The organism is Streptomyces sp. HP-A2021 (assembly GCF_022807935.1).
In the GTDB taxonomy this organism is placed as follows: Bacteria; Actinomycetota; Actinomycetes; order Streptomycetales; family Streptomycetaceae; genus Streptomyces; species Streptomyces afghaniensis.
Genome location: NZ_CP094344.1, coordinates 3,632,805 through 3,649,770, shown reverse-complemented (window position 1 = coordinate 3,649,770; position 16,966 = coordinate 3,632,805). Strand labels below are relative to the sequence as shown.

The 16,966-nt window shown below is 69.6% G+C and carries 19 protein-coding genes; 14 read left to right on the top strand and 5 right to left on the bottom strand.

The annotated features are described in order from the left end of the window. Positions 1–2 precede the first annotated feature (2 nt). The 5 genes from MQE23_RS16435 to MQE23_RS16415 are packed head-to-tail and all read right to left on the bottom strand — an operon-like array spanning position 3 to position 4,679. On the bottom strand, positions 3–1,691 hold the full coding sequence (locus tag MQE23_RS16435) for a glycoside hydrolase family 18 protein (protein WP_243379482.1): 1,689 nt from the start codon (positions 1,689–1,691) through the stop codon (positions 3–5). A 31-nt stretch (positions 1,692–1,722) separates the two neighbouring features. Continuing rightward, on the bottom strand, positions 1,723–2,112 hold the full coding sequence (locus MQE23_RS16430; protein ID WP_020276616.1) for a hypothetical protein: 390 nt from the start codon (positions 2,110–2,112) through the stop codon (positions 1,723–1,725). Beyond that, positions 2,112–2,543 carry a DUF3592 domain-containing protein gene (locus MQE23_RS16425; RefSeq protein WP_020276615.1) on the bottom strand — a complete coding sequence of 144 codons (432 nt, stop codon included), beginning with the start codon at positions 2,541–2,543 and terminating at the stop codon, positions 2,112–2,114. Before MQE23_RS16425 ends, MQE23_RS16430 begins: the two co-directional genes overlap by 1 nt. A gap of 2 nt (positions 2,544–2,545) precedes the next feature. Then, entirely contained in the window at positions 2,546–3,100 is a 555-nt protein-coding gene (locus MQE23_RS16420) for a hypothetical protein (protein ID WP_243379481.1), read from the bottom strand. Positions 3,101–3,119: 19 nt separating this feature from the next. Continuing rightward, complete coding sequence (locus MQE23_RS16415; RefSeq protein WP_243379480.1) at positions 3,120–4,679, bottom strand: hypothetical protein; 1,560 nt, start codon at positions 4,677–4,679, stop codon at positions 3,120–3,122. 382 nt (positions 4,680–5,061) lie between these two features. Between MQE23_RS16415 and MQE23_RS16410 the strand changes: the two genes are divergently transcribed. The 14 genes from MQE23_RS16410 to MQE23_RS16345 all read left to right on the top strand — a co-directional run bounded on the left by MQE23_RS16410 (position 5,062) and on the right by MQE23_RS16345 (position 16,920). Beyond that, positions 5,062–5,895 (top strand): hypothetical protein, encoded by an 834-nt coding sequence (locus MQE23_RS16410; protein WP_243382653.1) that lies wholly within the window; start codon positions 5,062–5,064, stop codon positions 5,893–5,895. Between the two features lie 124 nt (positions 5,896–6,019). Then, entirely contained in the window at positions 6,020–6,727 is a 708-nt protein-coding gene (gene cpaB / locus MQE23_RS16405) for a Flp pilus assembly protein CpaB (RefSeq protein ID WP_037673082.1), read from the top strand. A gap of 9 nt (positions 6,728–6,736) precedes the next feature. Then, on the top strand, positions 6,737–7,990 hold the full coding sequence (locus tag MQE23_RS16400) for an AAA family ATPase (protein WP_020276609.1): 1,254 nt from the start codon (positions 6,737–6,739) through the stop codon (positions 7,988–7,990). A 2-nt stretch (positions 7,991–7,992) separates the two neighbouring features. Continuing rightward, positions 7,993–8,376, top strand: a complete 384-nt coding sequence (locus MQE23_RS16395; protein ID WP_243379479.1) for a TadE/TadG family type IV pilus assembly protein — start codon at positions 7,993–7,995, stop codon at positions 8,374–8,376. Between the two features lies 1 nt (position 8,377). Continuing rightward, positions 8,378–8,737 carry a TadE/TadG family type IV pilus assembly protein gene (locus MQE23_RS16390; RefSeq protein WP_243379478.1) on the top strand — a complete coding sequence of 120 codons (360 nt, stop codon included), beginning with the start codon at positions 8,378–8,380 and terminating at the stop codon, positions 8,735–8,737. A gap of 56 nt (positions 8,738–8,793) precedes the next feature. Further along, the gene (locus MQE23_RS16385) at positions 8,794–10,131 is read left to right on the top strand and encodes a CpaF family protein (protein ID WP_243379477.1); all 1,338 of its coding nucleotides are present in this window, start codon (positions 8,794–8,796) and stop codon (positions 10,129–10,131) included. 11 nt (positions 10,132–10,142) lie between these two features. Then, positions 10,143–11,087, top strand: a complete 945-nt coding sequence (locus MQE23_RS16380) for a type II secretion system F family protein (RefSeq protein ID WP_020276605.1) — start codon at positions 10,143–10,145, stop codon at positions 11,085–11,087. An 18-nt stretch (positions 11,088–11,105) separates the two neighbouring features. Then, positions 11,106–11,993 carry a DUF5936 domain-containing protein gene (locus MQE23_RS16375; RefSeq protein WP_020276604.1) on the top strand — a complete coding sequence of 296 codons (888 nt, stop codon included), beginning with the start codon at positions 11,106–11,108 and terminating at the stop codon, positions 11,991–11,993. An 11-nt stretch (positions 11,994–12,004) separates the two neighbouring features. Then, positions 12,005–13,612: an ATP-binding protein gene (locus tag MQE23_RS16370; protein WP_020276603.1), complete on the top strand. Its 1,608-nt coding sequence runs from the start codon at positions 12,005–12,007 to the stop codon at positions 13,610–13,612. 71 nt (positions 13,613–13,683) lie between these two features. Then, positions 13,684–14,661: a response regulator transcription factor gene (locus MQE23_RS16365; protein WP_020276602.1), complete on the top strand. Its 978-nt coding sequence runs from the start codon at positions 13,684–13,686 to the stop codon at positions 14,659–14,661. Positions 14,662–14,806: 145 nt separating this feature from the next. Continuing rightward, positions 14,807–15,040 (top strand): hypothetical protein, encoded by a 234-nt coding sequence (locus MQE23_RS16360; protein ID WP_037673078.1) that lies wholly within the window; start codon positions 14,807–14,809, stop codon positions 15,038–15,040. Continuing rightward, entirely contained in the window at positions 15,040–15,648 is a 609-nt protein-coding gene (locus tag MQE23_RS16355) for a pilus assembly protein TadG-related protein (protein ID WP_243379476.1), read from the top strand. Before MQE23_RS16360 ends, MQE23_RS16355 begins: the two co-directional genes overlap by 1 nt. 34 nt (positions 15,649–15,682) lie before the next feature. Further along, complete coding sequence (locus MQE23_RS16350; RefSeq protein WP_037673073.1) at positions 15,683–16,264, top strand: hypothetical protein; 582 nt, start codon at positions 15,683–15,685, stop codon at positions 16,262–16,264. A gap of 8 nt (positions 16,265–16,272) precedes the next feature. Continuing rightward, the gene (locus tag MQE23_RS16345) at positions 16,273–16,920 is read left to right on the top strand and encodes an OmpA family protein (protein WP_243379475.1); all 648 of its coding nucleotides are present in this window, start codon (positions 16,273–16,275) and stop codon (positions 16,918–16,920) included. Positions 16,921–16,966 lie beyond the last annotated feature (46 nt).

Genomic DNA, 16,966 nt, shown 5'->3' with positions numbered 1-16,966 from the left:
CGCTACGGCAGCCCGTGCACATGCGGACCCACCGCGTTGGACCACGCGTTGCCGGCCGTGGCGTCCCAGTTGGTCGACCAGGTCATCGCGCCCCTGAGGTCCGGATACGTCCGGGGCGGCTTGAACGAGCCGCAGCCCGTGCCCCTGGTCAGGCAGTCCAGGGCGCTGTTCACCACGGACGGTGCCACGTACCCGCTGCCCGCCGCCCGGGTCGAGGCCGGCACGCCCAGGCCGACCTGGGACGGGGCGAGGCCGTTCTCCAGCTGGATGCAGGCCAGGGCGGTCAGGAAGTCCACCGAGCCCTGGCTGTAGACCTTGCCGTCGCAGCCGAGCATGGAACCGCTGTTGTAGTACTGCATGTTGACGACCGTCAGGATGTCCTTGATGTTCAGCGCGGTCTGGAAGTAGGAGTTCGACGTCGACTGCATGTCGATGGTCTGCGGGGCCATCGTGATGATCAGCGACGAGCCCGCCTTCGCCGAGAGCGACCGCAGCGCCTGCGTCATGTAGGTCGCGTTCAGGCCGTTCTCCAGGTCGATGTCGACGCCGTCGAAGCCGTACGTCTGCATCAGGGAGTACACGGAGTTCGCGAAGTTCGCCGCCGACGCCGCGTCGTTCACCGCCACGGTGCCGCGTTCACCGCCCACCGAGATGACGACCTTCTTGCCGGCCGCCTGCTTGGCCCTGATGTCCGCCTTGAACTGGTCGACCGTGTAGCCGTTCAGTCCGGCCGAGTCCAGGGTGAAGGTCACCGCACCCGGCGTGGACGTCGCGTCCGCGAACGAGACGGCGATGATGTCGTAGTGGGAGGGCACGTCGGCCAGCTTCTGGACCGTCGCCCCGTTGTTGAAGTTCTGCCAGTAGCCCGTCACCGCGTGCTCGGGAAGCGCGGGGCCCGGGCCGTTCGGCTTGGTGGTGGTCCCCGTCACCGCCGCCGACCTCGGCGACTCACCCGCCGCGTTCGTCGCCGTGACCTGGAAGGAGTACGACGTCGAGGCCGCGAGGCCGGTCACCGTCGCCGAGGTGCCGGAGACCGCCGTGACCTTCGTGCCGTCGCGGTAGACGGTGTAACCCGTCGCTCCCGAGACCGCGTTCCAGGCGAGGGAGACCGAGGAGGACGTCGTGCCGGAGACACTCAGGCCGCCCGGCGCGGACGGGACCGTCGGGCCCGGGTCCGTGCCGCCGCCCCCGTCGGGGCCGAACACCGACACGTCGTCCGCGTAGTACGCCGCCTGCCCGTACCAGCCGTGCGTGTACACCGTCACCGACGTCGTCGACGAACCCGTGGTGAAGGTCGTCGACAGCTGCTTCCAGGAAGCGGAGTCCGGCGTCCAGGTGGACACGTCCGTCGTGCCCGTGCCCGAGACACCGAGGTAGGCGTAACCGCCCCGGACCCAGGCGCCCAGCGTGTACGTCGATCCGGGCTTCACCCTGACCGTCTGGGCGCACCGGGCGTTGTCCTGCCCCGCCGGGGTCGCCTTCAGCGCTGCCGTGCCGGCGTGCACCGGGGAGGAGACGGTCGTACCGCTGCCCGCCGAGCAGGTCCAGTCGCTCAGGCCCGACTCGAAGCCGGCGTTCCTGGCGTTGTTGACGTCGGCGGCGGATGCCTGGCCGACGGTCGTGACAGTGAGGGCCAGGGCCGCCGTGAGGGCGCCCGACCACAGCCGCAGGGATCGTCTGTGTCTGGACATGACAAGAAAATGGTCCAGACCAACGACACTGTCAAGAGGTCCAGACCAACCTGTCCAGCAGCAGCCCGACCGCACACCCTGCCAGCAGCACGCCCGTCGACATCCACAACGCCGGCCCCGCCGGGTCCAGCACCCCCGGCCGCAGCGCCAGCAGCAGCACCTGCGCCGCCGCAGGAGCCGCGCACGCCGCCGCCAGATGCCGCCCCGGCATCTCCCGCCACGGCTGCGGATGCACCCGCGCCGCCGCCCAGGTGGCGAGCACGACACACACCAGGTTCGGCAGGTGCACCAGCGCCAGCGCGGCACCGAACGAGCCGACGCCCCGAGGGCCGACGAACGGGCCGTACACCAGCGTCATCTGGACGTACTCGCTGACGACCAGGACGACGATGCCGACGGCCCAGCAGCGGACGAGCGCCATCAACCGCTCCCGAAGATCTCGACGTAGAGGAGGACCGCGAAGCCCAGCGCGGCCATGCCGCAGCCCGCGACCAGGGCGAGCGACTGGAGTACCGGGGACCAGCTGCCCCGGCCCGCCACCGTCGCCGTGCCCTGCGGATCGTGCGGGTCGTAGGTGACGGTGACGCGGGTGCCCTCCGTCGTCGACCAGCCCGCCAGGTCCTCGAACTCGACCGGCGTGCCGTCGGCCGTACGGAAGGCGAAGAAGTGCCGCCGGGCGTCCGAGCGGTGGTACGGCTCCGTCTCCACCCGGACGCACTCGCCCTGCGCCCGCACCCCTCGCCGCAGCACCCGCGCCACCGTCACCAGCCGCCGCGCGTACTTCCACGACAGCGCGCCGAACAGTGCCACGAGCAGCGCGAGTACGACGTAGCCGGCGCCCGGCACCTCCATGGCTAGTGCACCTCGACCGAGTCGATGATCCGGTCCAGGTCACCGTCCGACAGGGACCCCTTCTGCGCGTCGACCCGGATCGCGAAGGCGGAGTCGGTCGAGTCGAGACCGGCCAGGATCACGCCCTCGACCGGGGTGCCCTTCGCCGGACCGCCGTCCTCGCCGGTCGCCTCGAAGGTGAAGTCGATCCGCTTCGCCTCGTCCGCACCGGCCAGCTCCACGTCCTTCTGGCCCTTGACGTCCGCGCCCATCTGGATGCCCGCCTCGGCGGCGATCGCGGCCTGCTCGGCGGAGTTCGCCTCGGTGAACCCGAGCTGCACGGTGATGACCGAGACCTTCCTGCCGCCCTCCGTGCGCACTGCCGCGGCCGCGTTGTGCTTGCCGCGCTCGCCGGCGCTCTGCTCCTCGTACCCCTTCGGATACGAGACGTCGACGCCCTTGGTCTTCAGGGTGCCCCAGCCGACGGGCACCGAGCCGGCGTCGGAGCTCCCGCAGCCGGTCAGGGCCACGGAGGCCGTCAGCAGGGCGGCGGCCAGGAGGGCACGGCGGGTCTTCATCGGCTTGGACTCCGTCTCGTCAGTTCGCACAGTAGCTGTAGGGAAGATAGGAGCGACCGTTCCCGCGGGGCGCCCCCAGGAACCGGGCGTCGGTCAGCGTCTCCGACTTCTTCTCCGTGCTGATCGTCATGCCCAGACTGAGCCCGAGATTCAACTCGAAGCCGTACTCGGCCGCGTTCACCTCACCCGTGTACGTCATCCGGCTCGACCTGCCCTTGTCGAACATCAGTTGCCCGAAGGGGTCGTCGGCGCCCGGGCGGGACGTCGGCGCGTGGTCGTCGAACATGTACTGGAAGGGCGTGGCGACCTGCTCGTTGTTGCTGTCCAGCCAGCGCTCGGCGACCGCCCGGTCCGCGTCGCCCTCGGGGCCGGGGTCGAAACTGACGGAGTTGGTGACGATCTCGATGCCGGTCTGCGAGTCCGTGCCCTTCACGCCGGCGTTCCCGCCCCGCTTGTCGCCGTCCTTCTTGCCGTTGTCGCCGCCCGCCTTGGCGCCGTCCTTCTGGCCGCCCTCCTCGACGGTGCGGGTCATGTCGACGCGGACCAGCTTGCCGGTCTTCTTGTCGTAGGTGACCGTGATGGTGCCGGTCTGCGTCGTGTTCGCCGCGTACTCGCCGCTGAGCGGGCCCGCCTCGTAGCCCACATTGGAGCCGTACTCGATGGACGAGGAGTACGTGTACGACTTGGTGTTCTTGTAGGCGTTGTCCGTCCAGGTGACGTCGGGGGAGTACTTGAACGTGCCGCCGAGCGCGGCGCTCAGTTTCTTCTCGTCGCCCGCCGAGATCTTCAGGCCCGCCGACGCCGAGGCCTCCAGGCCCACCTTGCCGTAGGTGATCTGCCGGTTGTCGCCCAGCTGGTCCTTGATCCGGTTCTGGGTGTCCTCTTCGTCCTTGAGCGGACCGGTCCCGAAGAGATAGGCGATGCTGTCGCCGAGACTGGCCTCGGCGCCCCCGGGCATGGTGCGCCGCATCTCGTACATCTGCAGCTTCTCCACGTCGTCCCGGAACCGCTGGGCCTCCTCGGGACTCTCGAAGACCCAGGTGTCGCCGTTGGTGACCTTGATGCCGAGCCCGAGCTCCACCTTGTCGGCGCCGAACCGGCCCACCTTCATGCCCGGTTTGAAGTCCTTCTTCGCGGCGACCGACGCGGCGTCCGTGAAGGTCAGATAGACCAGCTGGTCCTTGTCGTCGACCGTGCCGTCGCCGTTGACGTCCGTGTTCGCCTTGATGTGCTGCTCCTGGAAGCCGTACTCCTTGCCGATCTCCCAGAAGAGGATCTTCGCCTTGGAGCCCGCCTTGTCCGTGACGGAGGAGACCTGGCACAGCGCCGGCTCGAAGTCGGCGTCGGTGAGGGGCTTGCCCGGCCCGGGCCCGCCCGAGGCGCAGTCGCCGCCACCGGCCACCTTGCAGATCTGCGCGGCGATCTTGTCGTAGACGAGCTGCCCGACGCCGGTGGCCGAGACGGCCAGGACGATCGCGGCGCTGACGACGACCATGCCGAGGTACTCGGTGCCGGTCGCGCCGCGATCGTCGAAGACCGGTCTGTGTCCGTACGTCCGTATGCCACCCCCGCCGGCCATACGGCACACCTCCTTGCCCGAACCACGTGCCTGTGGACGGTGAGAGTAGGGACGCACCCCGGCGGGAGGCGTGGGTCTCAGGGCCCAAACGGAGACCCACCGTCAACACTGGGCCCTCCGGGACCACCGGCCGGGACTACCCGAGCCCCCGCCGCGACCGGCAAGATGCTCAACCTGCCCCGTTTTGACGCATCTTGTGCAACGACAGTTGCTCCTCAGCTACACAAACGCTGTTCTCCGGTCACAGAGCCGTGGATACAGTGCTGAGGTAGTCACGCAGTGAAGTCACCACGGTGTGCCGCGGTAACAAGGCGGCGCGCCGAGGGCATGGGGAAACGGGGAGCTGCGCGTGCCAACTGCCATTGCCGTGACCAGTGCCGACATGGCGCTGCCGCCACAGGACGAACGCACCCTGCCCGCCGTGGTGCTGCGAGACGTCGACCGGCGCCCGCTGGAGCAGGCGCTCGCAGACATGCAGGCCCTGGTCGAACACCACGGCCATGTGATCGTGGTGTGCTCACAGGCCGCGCCCATCACCGTGCAGCGACGGCTGTACACCCTGCGCTCCCTCATGGAGACCGACCGGATCGCCCTCTTCCAGCCCGATCTGCCCCCGCTCGGACTCGCCGTCCTGGCCCGCCAGTTACGACAGCTCGCGTCCTGCGACATCAGCCCCGGCGTCCTCGCCTCCGCCGGGCGGCTGCTCGTGCACTACATCCACGCCGGGGCGCTGCTCAACTCCGTCGCCCGGCTCGACCGGGTCCCCGTCGGCCTGAAGTCGCACGCCAAGTCCTGGGTGCCCGGCAGCCAGTTCGGCGTCCTCGCCCACCCGGAGCCGCAGCTGGTCCGGATCACCCCCGAAGCCGAGCTGCCCGGCCCCGAGTTCGGCACCTGGATGCTGGTCGCCAAGGGGCAGCTCCCGTCCGACTGGGTCACGGGCACCCTCGCCCCGTCCTGGAAGGTGCAGGGCCTGCGCGAGACCCCGCTCCCAGCCGAGTCACCGGGTTGGTGGGGCACCGGCAAGCTGATCGAGTTCTGCAGTTACCTGCCCGACCTGTCGGTCCTCTACCAACTGGTCACCTCCGTACGGCGGACCCGCTGCCACTGGTGCGGCATCGACGTCATCGGCGACCGCTGCGTGTTCTGCTCGGCCACGCCGCCCGTCCACGACCAACCCCGCCAGAACCCGCACGAGAACCAAACGCCCGTCGGGTGAGTCCTGAACCACAGGGCGCGCCACGGGACTCGCGTCACAGGGTCCTGGCCCCGGCCCGCACGGACCACCGCTCACACCCGTTCGTTTCCGCTCGACCGATATCCCCAATGAGGTTGTACGGTTCATGAATTCCCGTCAGCGCCGCGGCGTGATTCTCCTGCTCCTGTCGGTCGTCTGCGCCCTCGGCGCCTTCGCCGGCGTGCTGTCCGTCATCAGCGACGTGAAGTCCAAGGTCGGCCCCGAGGTCACCGCCTACCGGCTCAAGTCCGACGTACCGCCCTACACCACCCTCAGCACGGGCCAGTTCGAGAAGATCGAGATGCCCGAACGGTGGCTGTCGGACAACGCCGTCACCGACCTGCGCGAGATCCAGGGCAAGATCGCCGTGACCACGCTGCAAGCGGGCTCGCTGCTCCAGTCCGACATGATCGTCCGCCAGCCGGCCCTCCAGCCCGGCCAGCAGGAGGTCGCCATCATGATCGACGCGGCGACCGGTGTGGCGGGCAAGATCACGCCCGGTTCCTCGGTCAACGTCTACGCCACCTTCGAGGGCAAGCGCGAGGGCGACCCCGACCAGTCGAAGATCATCGTGACCAACGCCAAGGTCCTCGACGTCGGCGAACTCACCGCGCTGAAACCGGACGAGAACAACCGCACCCAGCAGCCCACCGACGCCGTCCCCATCACCTTCGCGCTGTCCGCCCTCGACGCCCAGCGCCTCACCTACGCCGAGTCGTTCGCCCAGCGGGTCCGGCTCGCGCTGGTCGCGCCCGGCAGCGACACCACCGTCCCCGAGCAGGACCGGACGTACGAACTCGCGAAGGACAAGTGAGAGGCCCGCATGCCCACGAGGATCCTCCCGGCAGTCGGTGACGCGGACGCGGTCCGGTCGATCACGACGCTGCTCAGCCAGCTCCCGGACGCCGAGCCGGTGGCACCGGTGGTCGACTCCACCCAGCTCATCGACACCCTCGCGCGACTGGCCGCCGAGTCCGTCGACGAACTGCCCGAGGTCGTGGTCGTGCACGAGCGCATCGGCCCGGTCCCCGCGCTGGAACTGATCCGCGAAGTCGCCCTGCGCTTCCCGGCCGTCGGCGTCATCCTCGTCACCTCGGACGCGAGCCCCGGCCTCATGCAGGCCGCCATGGACTACGGCGCCCGCGGCATGGTCGCCCTGCCCCTGAGCTACGAGGAACTCGCCAGCCGCGTCCAGGCGGTCGCCCAGTGGTCCGTCGGCGTACGCCGGCACCTGGGCGCCGGCGCCGACGTGTTCACCGGTGTCGGAGGCACGGTGGTCACGGTGAGCGGAGCCAAGGGCGGCGTGGGCACGACCCTGACGGCGATCCAACTGGCCCTCGCCGCCCAGGCCTCCGGCCGCAGCACGGCGCTGGTCGACATGGACCTGCAGACCGGTGATGTGGCCTCGTACCTGGACGTCCAGTTCCGCCGGTCCGTGGTCGACCTGGCCGCCATCACGGACATCTCCCCGCGTGTCCTGGCCGACGCGGTCTTCCGCCACGACACCGGACTCGTCCTGCTGCTCGCCCCGGCCGAAGGGGAACGCGGCGAGGACGTCACCGACCGCGCCGCCCGCCAGATCGTCAGCGCCCTGCGCTCCCGCTACGAGGTCGTCGTCATCGACTGCGGCGCCCAGCTGAACGGCGCGGGGGCGGCCGCCGTGGAGATGGCCGACAGGGCCCTGCTGGTCACGACGCCGGACGTGGTCGCGGTACGGGGCGCCAAGCGGGCGGTGCGGATGTGGGACCGGCTCCAGATCCGCAAGGCGGAGGAGACGACCATCGTCGTCAACCGGTACTCGCGCGGTACGGAGATCCAGCCGCCGCTGATCCAGAAGATCACCGGCACGGCCGTCGCGGCCACCGCGGTCCCCGCCAACTTCAAGGAACTGCAGAGCGTCGTGGACGCGGGCCGCATCCACGAACTGGAGAGCAAGAGCTCGGTGAAGCAGGCCCTGTGGGGCCTGGCCGGCGAACTGGGGCTGGTCAAGGTCCCCGAGGGCGCCCAGAAGGCGGGCCGGTTGCGGGGGGACCGGGGGTCGGTGAACTTCCGGCGGCGGAAGGAAGGAGGGGGATGAGAATGCCCAGGCCCGCGAGACGGCGGGACGACGGCCAGGTCACCATCGAGTTCCTCGGCATGATGCCGACGATCATCGTGACGCTGGTGGTGCTGTGGCAGCTCGTGCTGGTGGGCTACACCTACACGCTCGCGGGGAATGCCGCGGACGAGGCGGTGCGGGCGGGGACGGCGGCGGAGTACGACCGTCCGGGCAAGTGCGAGCAGGCGGGACTGGACAAGCTGTCGGACGCGTGGCGGTCCGGCGCCGAGGTGAGCTGCGGAGGTACCGGCTCCGGCTACATCATCTCCGACGTCGAGCTCCAGGTCCCCGTCCTCTTCCCGGGCACGATCGCCTTCCCGTTCACGGTCAAAGGCCACGCGGGTGCGGTCGAGGAGGCGAAGTGAGATGGCGTACGTCCGTAGAGAGCGCGATCGCGGCCAGGTCGCCATCGAGTACCTCGGGTTCCTCCCGATCCTGCTGCTCGTCGCCATGGCGGCCGTACAGCTCGGCCTGATCGCCTACACGGCGCAGCAGGCGGGGACGGCGGCACGGGCGGGGGCGCGCAGTGCGTCTCTCCAGCAGGGCAGCGCCCAGCAGGCCTGCACGATCGCGGTCAGCGGCTGGCTGGCCGACGAGACCGACTGTTCCGAGGCGCCGGGAGGTGACGAGGTCACGGTCACCGCCACCGTCGAGATCCCGTCCATCGTCCCCGGCTGGGAATTCGACCCGGCACGGAAGACCGCCACCATGCCGCTCGACCACTGAGGCCGTCGGCAACGACCACTGAGGCTGTCGGCAACGAACGAGGAGCACGGGAGACCATGAGCCTGCGAGCACGCATCAACTCCCCGGAGGACAACGGCAACCGGGGCGAGGACGGCCACATGGTCGCCTCCTACCGGGCCAAGCTCCTGGAGGAGATCGACCTCGCGGAGATGAGTTCGCTGGCCGCCGCCGAGCGCAGGGCGCGGCTGGAGCGGGTGCTCGGGCACATCATCAGCCGTGAGGGCCCGGTGCTGTCGACGGTGGAACGCTCGCAGCTGATCCGCAGGGTGGTGGACGAGGCGCTGGGCCTCGGCATCCTGGAGCCGCTGCTGGAGGACGCGTCCATCACGGAGATCATGGTCAACGGCCCGGACGCGATCTTCGTGGAGCGCGGCGGCCGCGTGGAGCAGCTGCCGATGCGCTTCGCCTCGAACGACCAGCTGATGCAGACGATCGAGCGGATCGTCTCGACCGTCAACCGCCGCGTGGACGAGTCGAACCCGATGGTCGACGCCCGCCTCCCCTCCGGCGAACGCGTCAACGTCATCATCCCGCCCCTGTCCCTGACCGGCGCCACCCTCACGATCCGCCGCTTCCCGCGCTCCTTCACACTCCAGGAGCTGATCGGCCTGGGCTCGCTGGACGAGCACATGCTGTACCTGCTGGCGGGCCTGGTGCAGGCGAAGTTCAACGTCATCGTCTCGGGCGCGACGGGCACCGGAAAGACGACCCTGCTCAACGCTCTGTCGGGCCTGATCCCGGAGGGCGAGCGCATCATCACCATCGAGGACTCGGCCGAACTCCAGCTCCAGCAGGCGCACGTGATCCGCCTGGAATCCCGCCCGGCGAACGTGGAGGGCAAGGGCCAGATCACGATCCGCGACCTGGTCCGCAACTCCCTCCGTATGCGCCCCGACCGCATCGTCGTCGGTGAGGTCCGCGGCGGCGAGTCGCTGGACATGCTCCAGGCGATGTCGACGGGCCACGACGGCTCGCTGGCCACCGTCCACGCCAACAGCGCGGAGGACGCGCTGATGCGCCTGCAGACCCTGGCCTCCATGTCGGAGGTGGAGATCCCGTTCGTGGCGCTGCACGACCAGATCAACAGCGCGGTCGACGTCATCGTCCAGCTCACCCGCTTCGCGGACGGTGCCCGCCGTATCACCGAGATCGCGCTGCTGGAGAGCCACGGCAGCGAGCCGTACCGACTGGTCACGGTCGCCCGCTTCAACGCCCAACCCATGGCGGCGGACGGCCGTATCCACGGCGCCTTCGAGTACCACCCCCTCCCGCGCCGCACCGCCGACCGCCTCTACATGGCGAGCCAGCCCATTCCCCAGGCCTTCGGCATCGCCCAGTCCGCGGACCAGCTAGCCACCCGAGAAGCCAGGTAGGAACCGTCCCCATGGAACTGCACACGCTCATCACGCTCACGACCGGCATCACCTTGCTGACCTGCGTCCTGACGGTCATGGGCCTGCACTCCTACGCCATGGGCAAGGCGCAGCGGCAGGCGCTCGTCGACCGCCTGTCGGCCACCGGCCAGATCCAGGTCGGCGGCCGCCGCCGGAACTTCCGCGGGATCGACCGCCGCCTGCGGCGCACCAAGCTCGGCAAGAAACTGGAACTCCGCCTGGCGGCCACCGGCCTGGACATCACCCCGGGCGAGTTCTTCGTCTACATGCTCGCCACGGTGGCGGGCCTGTGGCTGATCGGCCAGGCGGCCCTGGCCCCGTTCTTCGGCCCGCTGGCCGGTCTGCTGGGCATCTGGGTGGCCCTGCAGTTCCTCAACTGGCAGCGGCAGAAACGCATCGAGAAGTTCATCAACCAGCTCCCGGAACTGGCCCGCATCCTCGCCAACGCGACCCAGGCCGGACTCGCGCTGCGCACGGCGATCGGCATGGCCGCGGAGGAACTGGAGGCCCCGGCGGGCGAGGAACTCGGCAAGGTGGCCGACCAACTGGCGATCGGCGCGTCGATGGACGACGCCCTGGGCGAACTGGCGGACCGACTCCCCTCCCGTGAACTGGTCGTCCTGGTCACCACACTCGTCCTGTCCAACCGCGCGGGCGGCCAGGTGGTCAGCGCGCTGCGGAACCTGACGGAGACGCTGGAGGAACGCAAGGAGACGCGACGGGAGGTCCGCACCCAGCTGTCGCAGGTGAACATGACCTCGTACGCGGTGCCGGTGCTGGGCGTGGGCTCCCTGTTCCTGATGAACGGCGTGAAGGACGGGGCACTGGAGCGCATGACGGGCTCACCGCTCGGCCAGGGGGCGGTCATCATCGCCTTCTCCCTCTACGCCGTCGGCTTCATCCTCATCCGCCGCCTGTCCCGCATCGACGTCTGAGAAGGCCGGAGCAGAATCATGGGACTTCTTCTCGCACTGGTCATGGGCCTCAGCGTCTGGGGCGTCTTCGCCGGCATCCGCATGTACCGCGCCGAGGCCAAACTCCCCGGCGACCTCGCGCTCGCCCTGGAGGTCGGCTCCACCCGTACGGGCGCCGTGGACTCGCTCATCGACCGCCTCGGCATGCGCTATGCCCCCGCGGTCCTGCGCCTGATGGGCCCCAAGCAGGTCGCCAAGTACCGACGCAAGATCGACCTCGCGGGCAACCCCGGCGGCCTGACGATCGACCGCTACGCGGCCCGGCGGGCGGTGTACGGGGCTCTCGGCGGGGTCGGCTGCCTGGTCTTCCTGATGCGCGGCCAGCTCGTCGTGGCGCTGCTCCTGCTCGCCTTCGGGGCGTTCTGGACGGAGGTCGGCATCTGGGCGGCGATCCGCATCCGCAAGGACGTGATCGAGCGGACCCTGCCGGACTTCCTGGACGTGCTGGCGGTCGTGGTGAGCGCGGGCCTGGGATTCCGCCAGGCCCTGGACCGCGTCGCCTCGAAGTACGAGGGCCCCTGGGCCGACGAACTGCGCATCACGCTTCGCCAGATGGACCTGGGCATGAGCCGCCGCCAGGCCTTCGCGGAACTGCGCCGCCGCAACGACTCCGAGCAGGTCGCCATGTTCGTCACGGCGTTGCAGCAGGGCGAGGAACTGGGCGCCCCGATCGTCGACACGCTGGTCGCCCTCGCCAAGGACATGCGGCGTACGGATGCGCAGAACGCCCGCCGCAAGGCCGCGCGTGCCGTTCCCAAGGCCACGATGATGATCACGACCTTCATGGTCCCGGCCACGATGCTCCTCCTCGGCGCCGGACTGATCCTCGGCTCGGGCACCGACTTCGGCGTTGTCACGGGCGAGTAGGGGGCGAGACCATGTCGATGACAGGAGAACGCACCGGGCGGCTGCGCCGCCGCCCGAGAACACCGGAGATCACCACCCCACCGGCAGGCACCGTCCTGCCGGCACACGTCCGCACAGGCGCCCCCGACATCCCGGTGACGTCGGCGACACCGGCGCTGCCGCCGGGGTGGGAGCGGGCGGACGCGTCGGTGGGCGGGGCGGTGGGCCGGGCGATGGGCGGGGCGCACACGGCCGTGCCGGTCCCCGCGAACGGAGGTCCGGCCGCCGACGGTGCTCAGCCGCCACACGGGTCACCCGCACCCGCGGACGAAAGCCGCGGCGGCGGTACCGGTGGTGCGACTAATAGGCCGGTCCCGGCCGAAGGCCGGGCGAAACCCGCCCCCGAACACCCGGCGATACCCATCCAGATCAATGCCCTGCAGGCCATGTGCCGGCAGGTCTTCGGCTTCCGGCTGGCCATGATCGCCCTGGCCACCCCCACCGCCCTCATCAACGCCAACGAGGGCCTCCCCACCCGCCTGGTGGGCGCGGCCGTGGTCATCACCTTCATGACCTCCTACGTCCTGTTCAGGGACTGGGAACGCTTCGGCCCCCTTCTCCTGCGCCACCCCACTCTCCTGGCCGCGGACACCCTCTTCGGGGCCCTCCTGCTCATCTCGGCGGGCCCGGGCAGCACCCTCGCCTACGTCAGTGTCTGCACCCCTCTCCTCGCCGGCCTGGTCTACGGCTGGCGCGGAGCGGCCGTGTTCGCCTCCCTGCAGGCCCTGCTGCTCCTCCTGATCCAGGCGGCGATGGAGGACCCCCAGCCCGGCATCGCCGAGTCGTCCCTCCTGCCCGGCCTCTGCGTCATCGCCGGTGCCGTCGGCTCCAGCCTCCGCAACCTCATGCTCCGCTTCGGCGCGGCCACCCAGGCCCTGACGACGGTCCAGGCCCGCCTGGCCGTCACGGAGGCGGTCGGCGCGGAACGGGCCCGACTGGCCCGCGAGATGCACGACTCGGTCGCCAAGACCCTGCACGGCGTCGCCCTGGCCGCGGACGGTCTGGCGGGCTCGGCGGGCGCCGCCCACATGGACGTGGCCCTGGTGAAGCAGCAGGCCGACCTGGTCGCCCGGTCAGCCCGCCGAGCCGCCGCCGAATCCCGCGAACTCCTGGCGGACCTGCGCCGCGAATCGGACCCCGGCCAGGGCACGGACGTACTGGTCGAACTGGCGGCGCGCACCCGCGACTTCAGCGCCCGCACGGGCCTCTCGGCGGTCTACCGCCCCACCGGTGACCACTCCGTACCCCCCGTGCCGCCCGCCGTGGCCCGCCAGCTCCTCACCATCGCCTCGGAGGCCATGGAGAACGCCCACCGCCACGCGGGCCCGACCCGGGTCGACGTCCGCGCGGGCGTCCACGGCGACCTGCTCCGCATCAGCGTCTACGACGACGGCCGCGGCCTTCCGCCCGGAACCACCCTCGAACAACTACGCCGAGCGGGTCACTTCGGCCTGGTCGGCATGGTCGAGCGGGCCGCCTCGGTGGGCGCCCGCATCCGCATCGGCCGGGGCGGCCACCCCAAGGGAACGGAAGTCCGCCTGGAGCTACCGCTGGCGGCCCTGACCGCACCCCACGGCTGACCACCCAGACCATCCATGACCCTCCATGACCACGCCGCATACGCCCCCCACGACACGAGAGGAGGCAGCCGATGCCGGACCAGACGACCCCACACCCCGGCGCCTCACAGCCGCCACCGCAACAGAACCCGTTCGACTTCCCGCAGCCCGCAGAGCCGAGCCGACTCAGGGTCGTCGTGGCCGATGACAACCCGGTGGTCCGCGCCGGCCTCACCGCCCTGCTCTCCGGCCGTGAGGACATCACGGTGGTGGCGGAGGCGGCCGACGGCCGCGAGGCCTACGAGGCCGCCCAACAGCACCGGCCCGACGTCGTCCTCCTCGACGTCCGCATGCCCGGCGTGGACGGCATCTCGGCGCTCCCGTACCTGGTGCGGATCGCCCCGGTCGTCATGCTGACCTACAGCAGGGAGTCGGAGATCGTCCAGGAGGCCCTCCGCCGGGGAGCGGGCGGCTACCTGGTCCACGGCGAGTTCACGGCCGGTCAGCTGGTCGACGCGGTCAGGGACATCAAGCAGGGCAGGGCCCACTTCACGCCCACGGCAGCGGGAGCGCTGCTGGCCCAGCTCCGGCAGGGCCAGGGGCAGGGCCACGGCCAGGCTCCGGGGGACTCGCCGCTACCGGATGGACTGGGCCAGGCGAATGCGAATGCATACGGAAATTCCGCTTCCGCATGGCCGCATAATCAAACCCAACTACCCACTCAACCAGCCGATATGAGTCTCCCGCACGTCCCGCCCCCACCCACTTCCCCAGAAAACCTTTCGCAAGTGCAACCGGATGTGGGACAGTCTTCGTCTGGGTGGACGAGTGGCCGTCCGGCCGCTCCCGACAGGTCGCGGTTCCAACTGAGTACGAGGGAGGCGGAGATCATGGACCTCATCGCGTCCGGCATGAACAACCAGCAGATCGCCGCCACCTGCTTCATCAGCGAGAAGACGGTCAAGAACCACATCAACCGCATCTTCGCCAAGCTCCACAGCACCAGCCGCTCCGAGGCCGCGGCGAAGTGGCTCGGCACGGCACCGGGCTCACACCGAGGACTGGGGTGACCATCGGTGACGGTATGGGGGAAGAGTTCGTTGGGCCCGTGCGATTGGGCCCTGGATTGGGCCCTGGGACCCTCTGGCGGACCGGGCGTTCCGCCGTACGTTTCTGGTGTCGAAAGCGGCACCGCCGAAACCGGAGGGGTACACCATGAGCGACCTGATGCTGAAGACGGCTGTTGCGACCAAGGTCCGCGTGAACGGCTGGAAGAACACCACCGTCGAGGCCATGCAGCGCCGGTCCGGCGACAAGGGCCAGACCGCGGTCGAGTACCTGGGCATCATCGCGGTGGTTGTGGCGATCGTGCTGGCGATCACGGGTACCAACCTCGGTCAGACGATCCTCGGAAAGATTCAGGCGCAGATCGCCAAGGTCGCTCCTTGATGCGACTTCGCCGGTGCGGCGACGCAGGGCAGGCCTTCCCCATCTACATCACGGTGGTGGGGGGCCTGCTCTTCCTCGCGTTTGCCTACTTTGCGGTCGGCCAGGCCGCGGCGAATCGGAACGGCGCCCAGACCGCAGCCGACGCGGCGGCACTCGCGGCTGCCCAGGACAGGCGGGACCAGCTCGCGGGCGCATGGGTGAAAGACGTACTCGACCCGAGTAAGTGGCAGGGCATCTTCAACGGGATCGCCGAAGGGCTCGGTCCGTCGTGCTGGCGGGCACATCAGCTCGCCGAACGGAACGATGCCCGAGTGATCAGCTGCTCCGATCAGGAAGGTCCGCTGCGCTTCACGGTCGAGGTCGAGACCAACAAGCCCATGGGGGACTCCGTTGTCCCCGGCGAGGCGAACCGGAAATCGAACGCGTCCGCCACGGCCGTGATCGAGCCCCGCTGCGACTTCGACCCCCCAGCTGCGGACGCCAAGCCCGACATACTCCCGCGGCTTCTGTGCAAGGACGGCCGGAACTGGGACCTGGATCCGGACGATCTCGATCTCGATGTTCTGCCGAAACCCGAGGACCTCTTCGACGTCCATCTGGCCGACTGACAAGCGAACGACGAGTGATGAAGGAAGCAGACAGATGAGCATTCGGTTCACTGCGAAGGCCCGCAGGGGGATGGTCGCGTTGACCGTTGCGGCCGGACTGGCTCTTGGCGTGGCCGGCTGCGGCGGCGGCGGAGAGGACGACAACAAGTCGAGCCCGTCGGCGTCCACGTCGAAGAACAGTGGCTCCAAGCCGAGTGCTCAGAAGGGGCAGTCGGAGACGCCCCTGGCCGAACTCAAGGGCACGGACGGTCTGCTCCTCCAGATCACCTCTGCCCAGAGGGACTCGGGCGGCTTCCTCACCGTGAACGGAACCGTGAAGAACGACGGAGCCAAGTCCGCCGTGATTCCTCCGCAGACAAGCGGTGACGAGACTGAGGTCATCGCGCACGGTCCCTCACTGGGCGGCGCCACCATCGTGGATTCCAAGGGTAAAAAGCGCTATTACACGCTGCGTGACACCGAAGGACGCCCGCTGACGACGACCGGGCTCGGAAACCTCGAAGCGGGCCAGACCCTCCCGGTCTTCATGCAGTTCCCCGCACCGCCGACGAGCACCACCGAGGTCAGTTTGCAGGTACCGACGTTCTCCAGCGGCACGATCAAGATCTCCGGGTGAGGCCGGTCATGACCCGTACACACACCCGGAAGGCGACACCACGCCTCGCCCTGGTCCTCACGGCCGCTTCGGTCATGGTCGCCACGAACCTCTACGGCGCCGTATCGGCCCATGCCGACGAAAGCCCCAGCGTGCCCCCCGGCACCGAGGCCTCGGCCTCCGCCCCCGTCAAGGTCGACCCGAACGACCCCGACCTCAAACTCCCTGAGGGCGCCACCCTGGCCGCCGCCAAGGTCCTCGACATCAAACAGGTCGTAGAAGACCAAAGCGGCGACGAACGCCGGGAAGACACCAACGCCGACGTCAAGTTCGCCCTCCAGGCCGAGGTCCTCTTCGGCAAGGACAGCGCGAAGCTCGGCGCCCAGGCGAAGGCCCGTATCTCCGCGATCGCCGAGGAGATCAAGACTCAGAACGCGACGAAGATCCGCGTCTTCGGCTTCACCGACAACCTCGGCTCCTCCGCCCACGGCGACGTCCTGTCCAAGCAGCGCGCAAACGCCGTACAGGAGGTCCTGGACCAGGAGCTGAACGACTCCAACGTCACCTACGAGGTACGCGGCTACGGCGAGCAGTACCCGATCGCGGACAACTCCACGGAGGCCGGCCGTAAGAAGAACCGGCGCGTCGAGGTCTCCTTCCCGCGCACGGAGAGCTGAGTCACCAGCGCCCCTCACCCGGGGCCCGTCTCGCGCCACCGCAGGC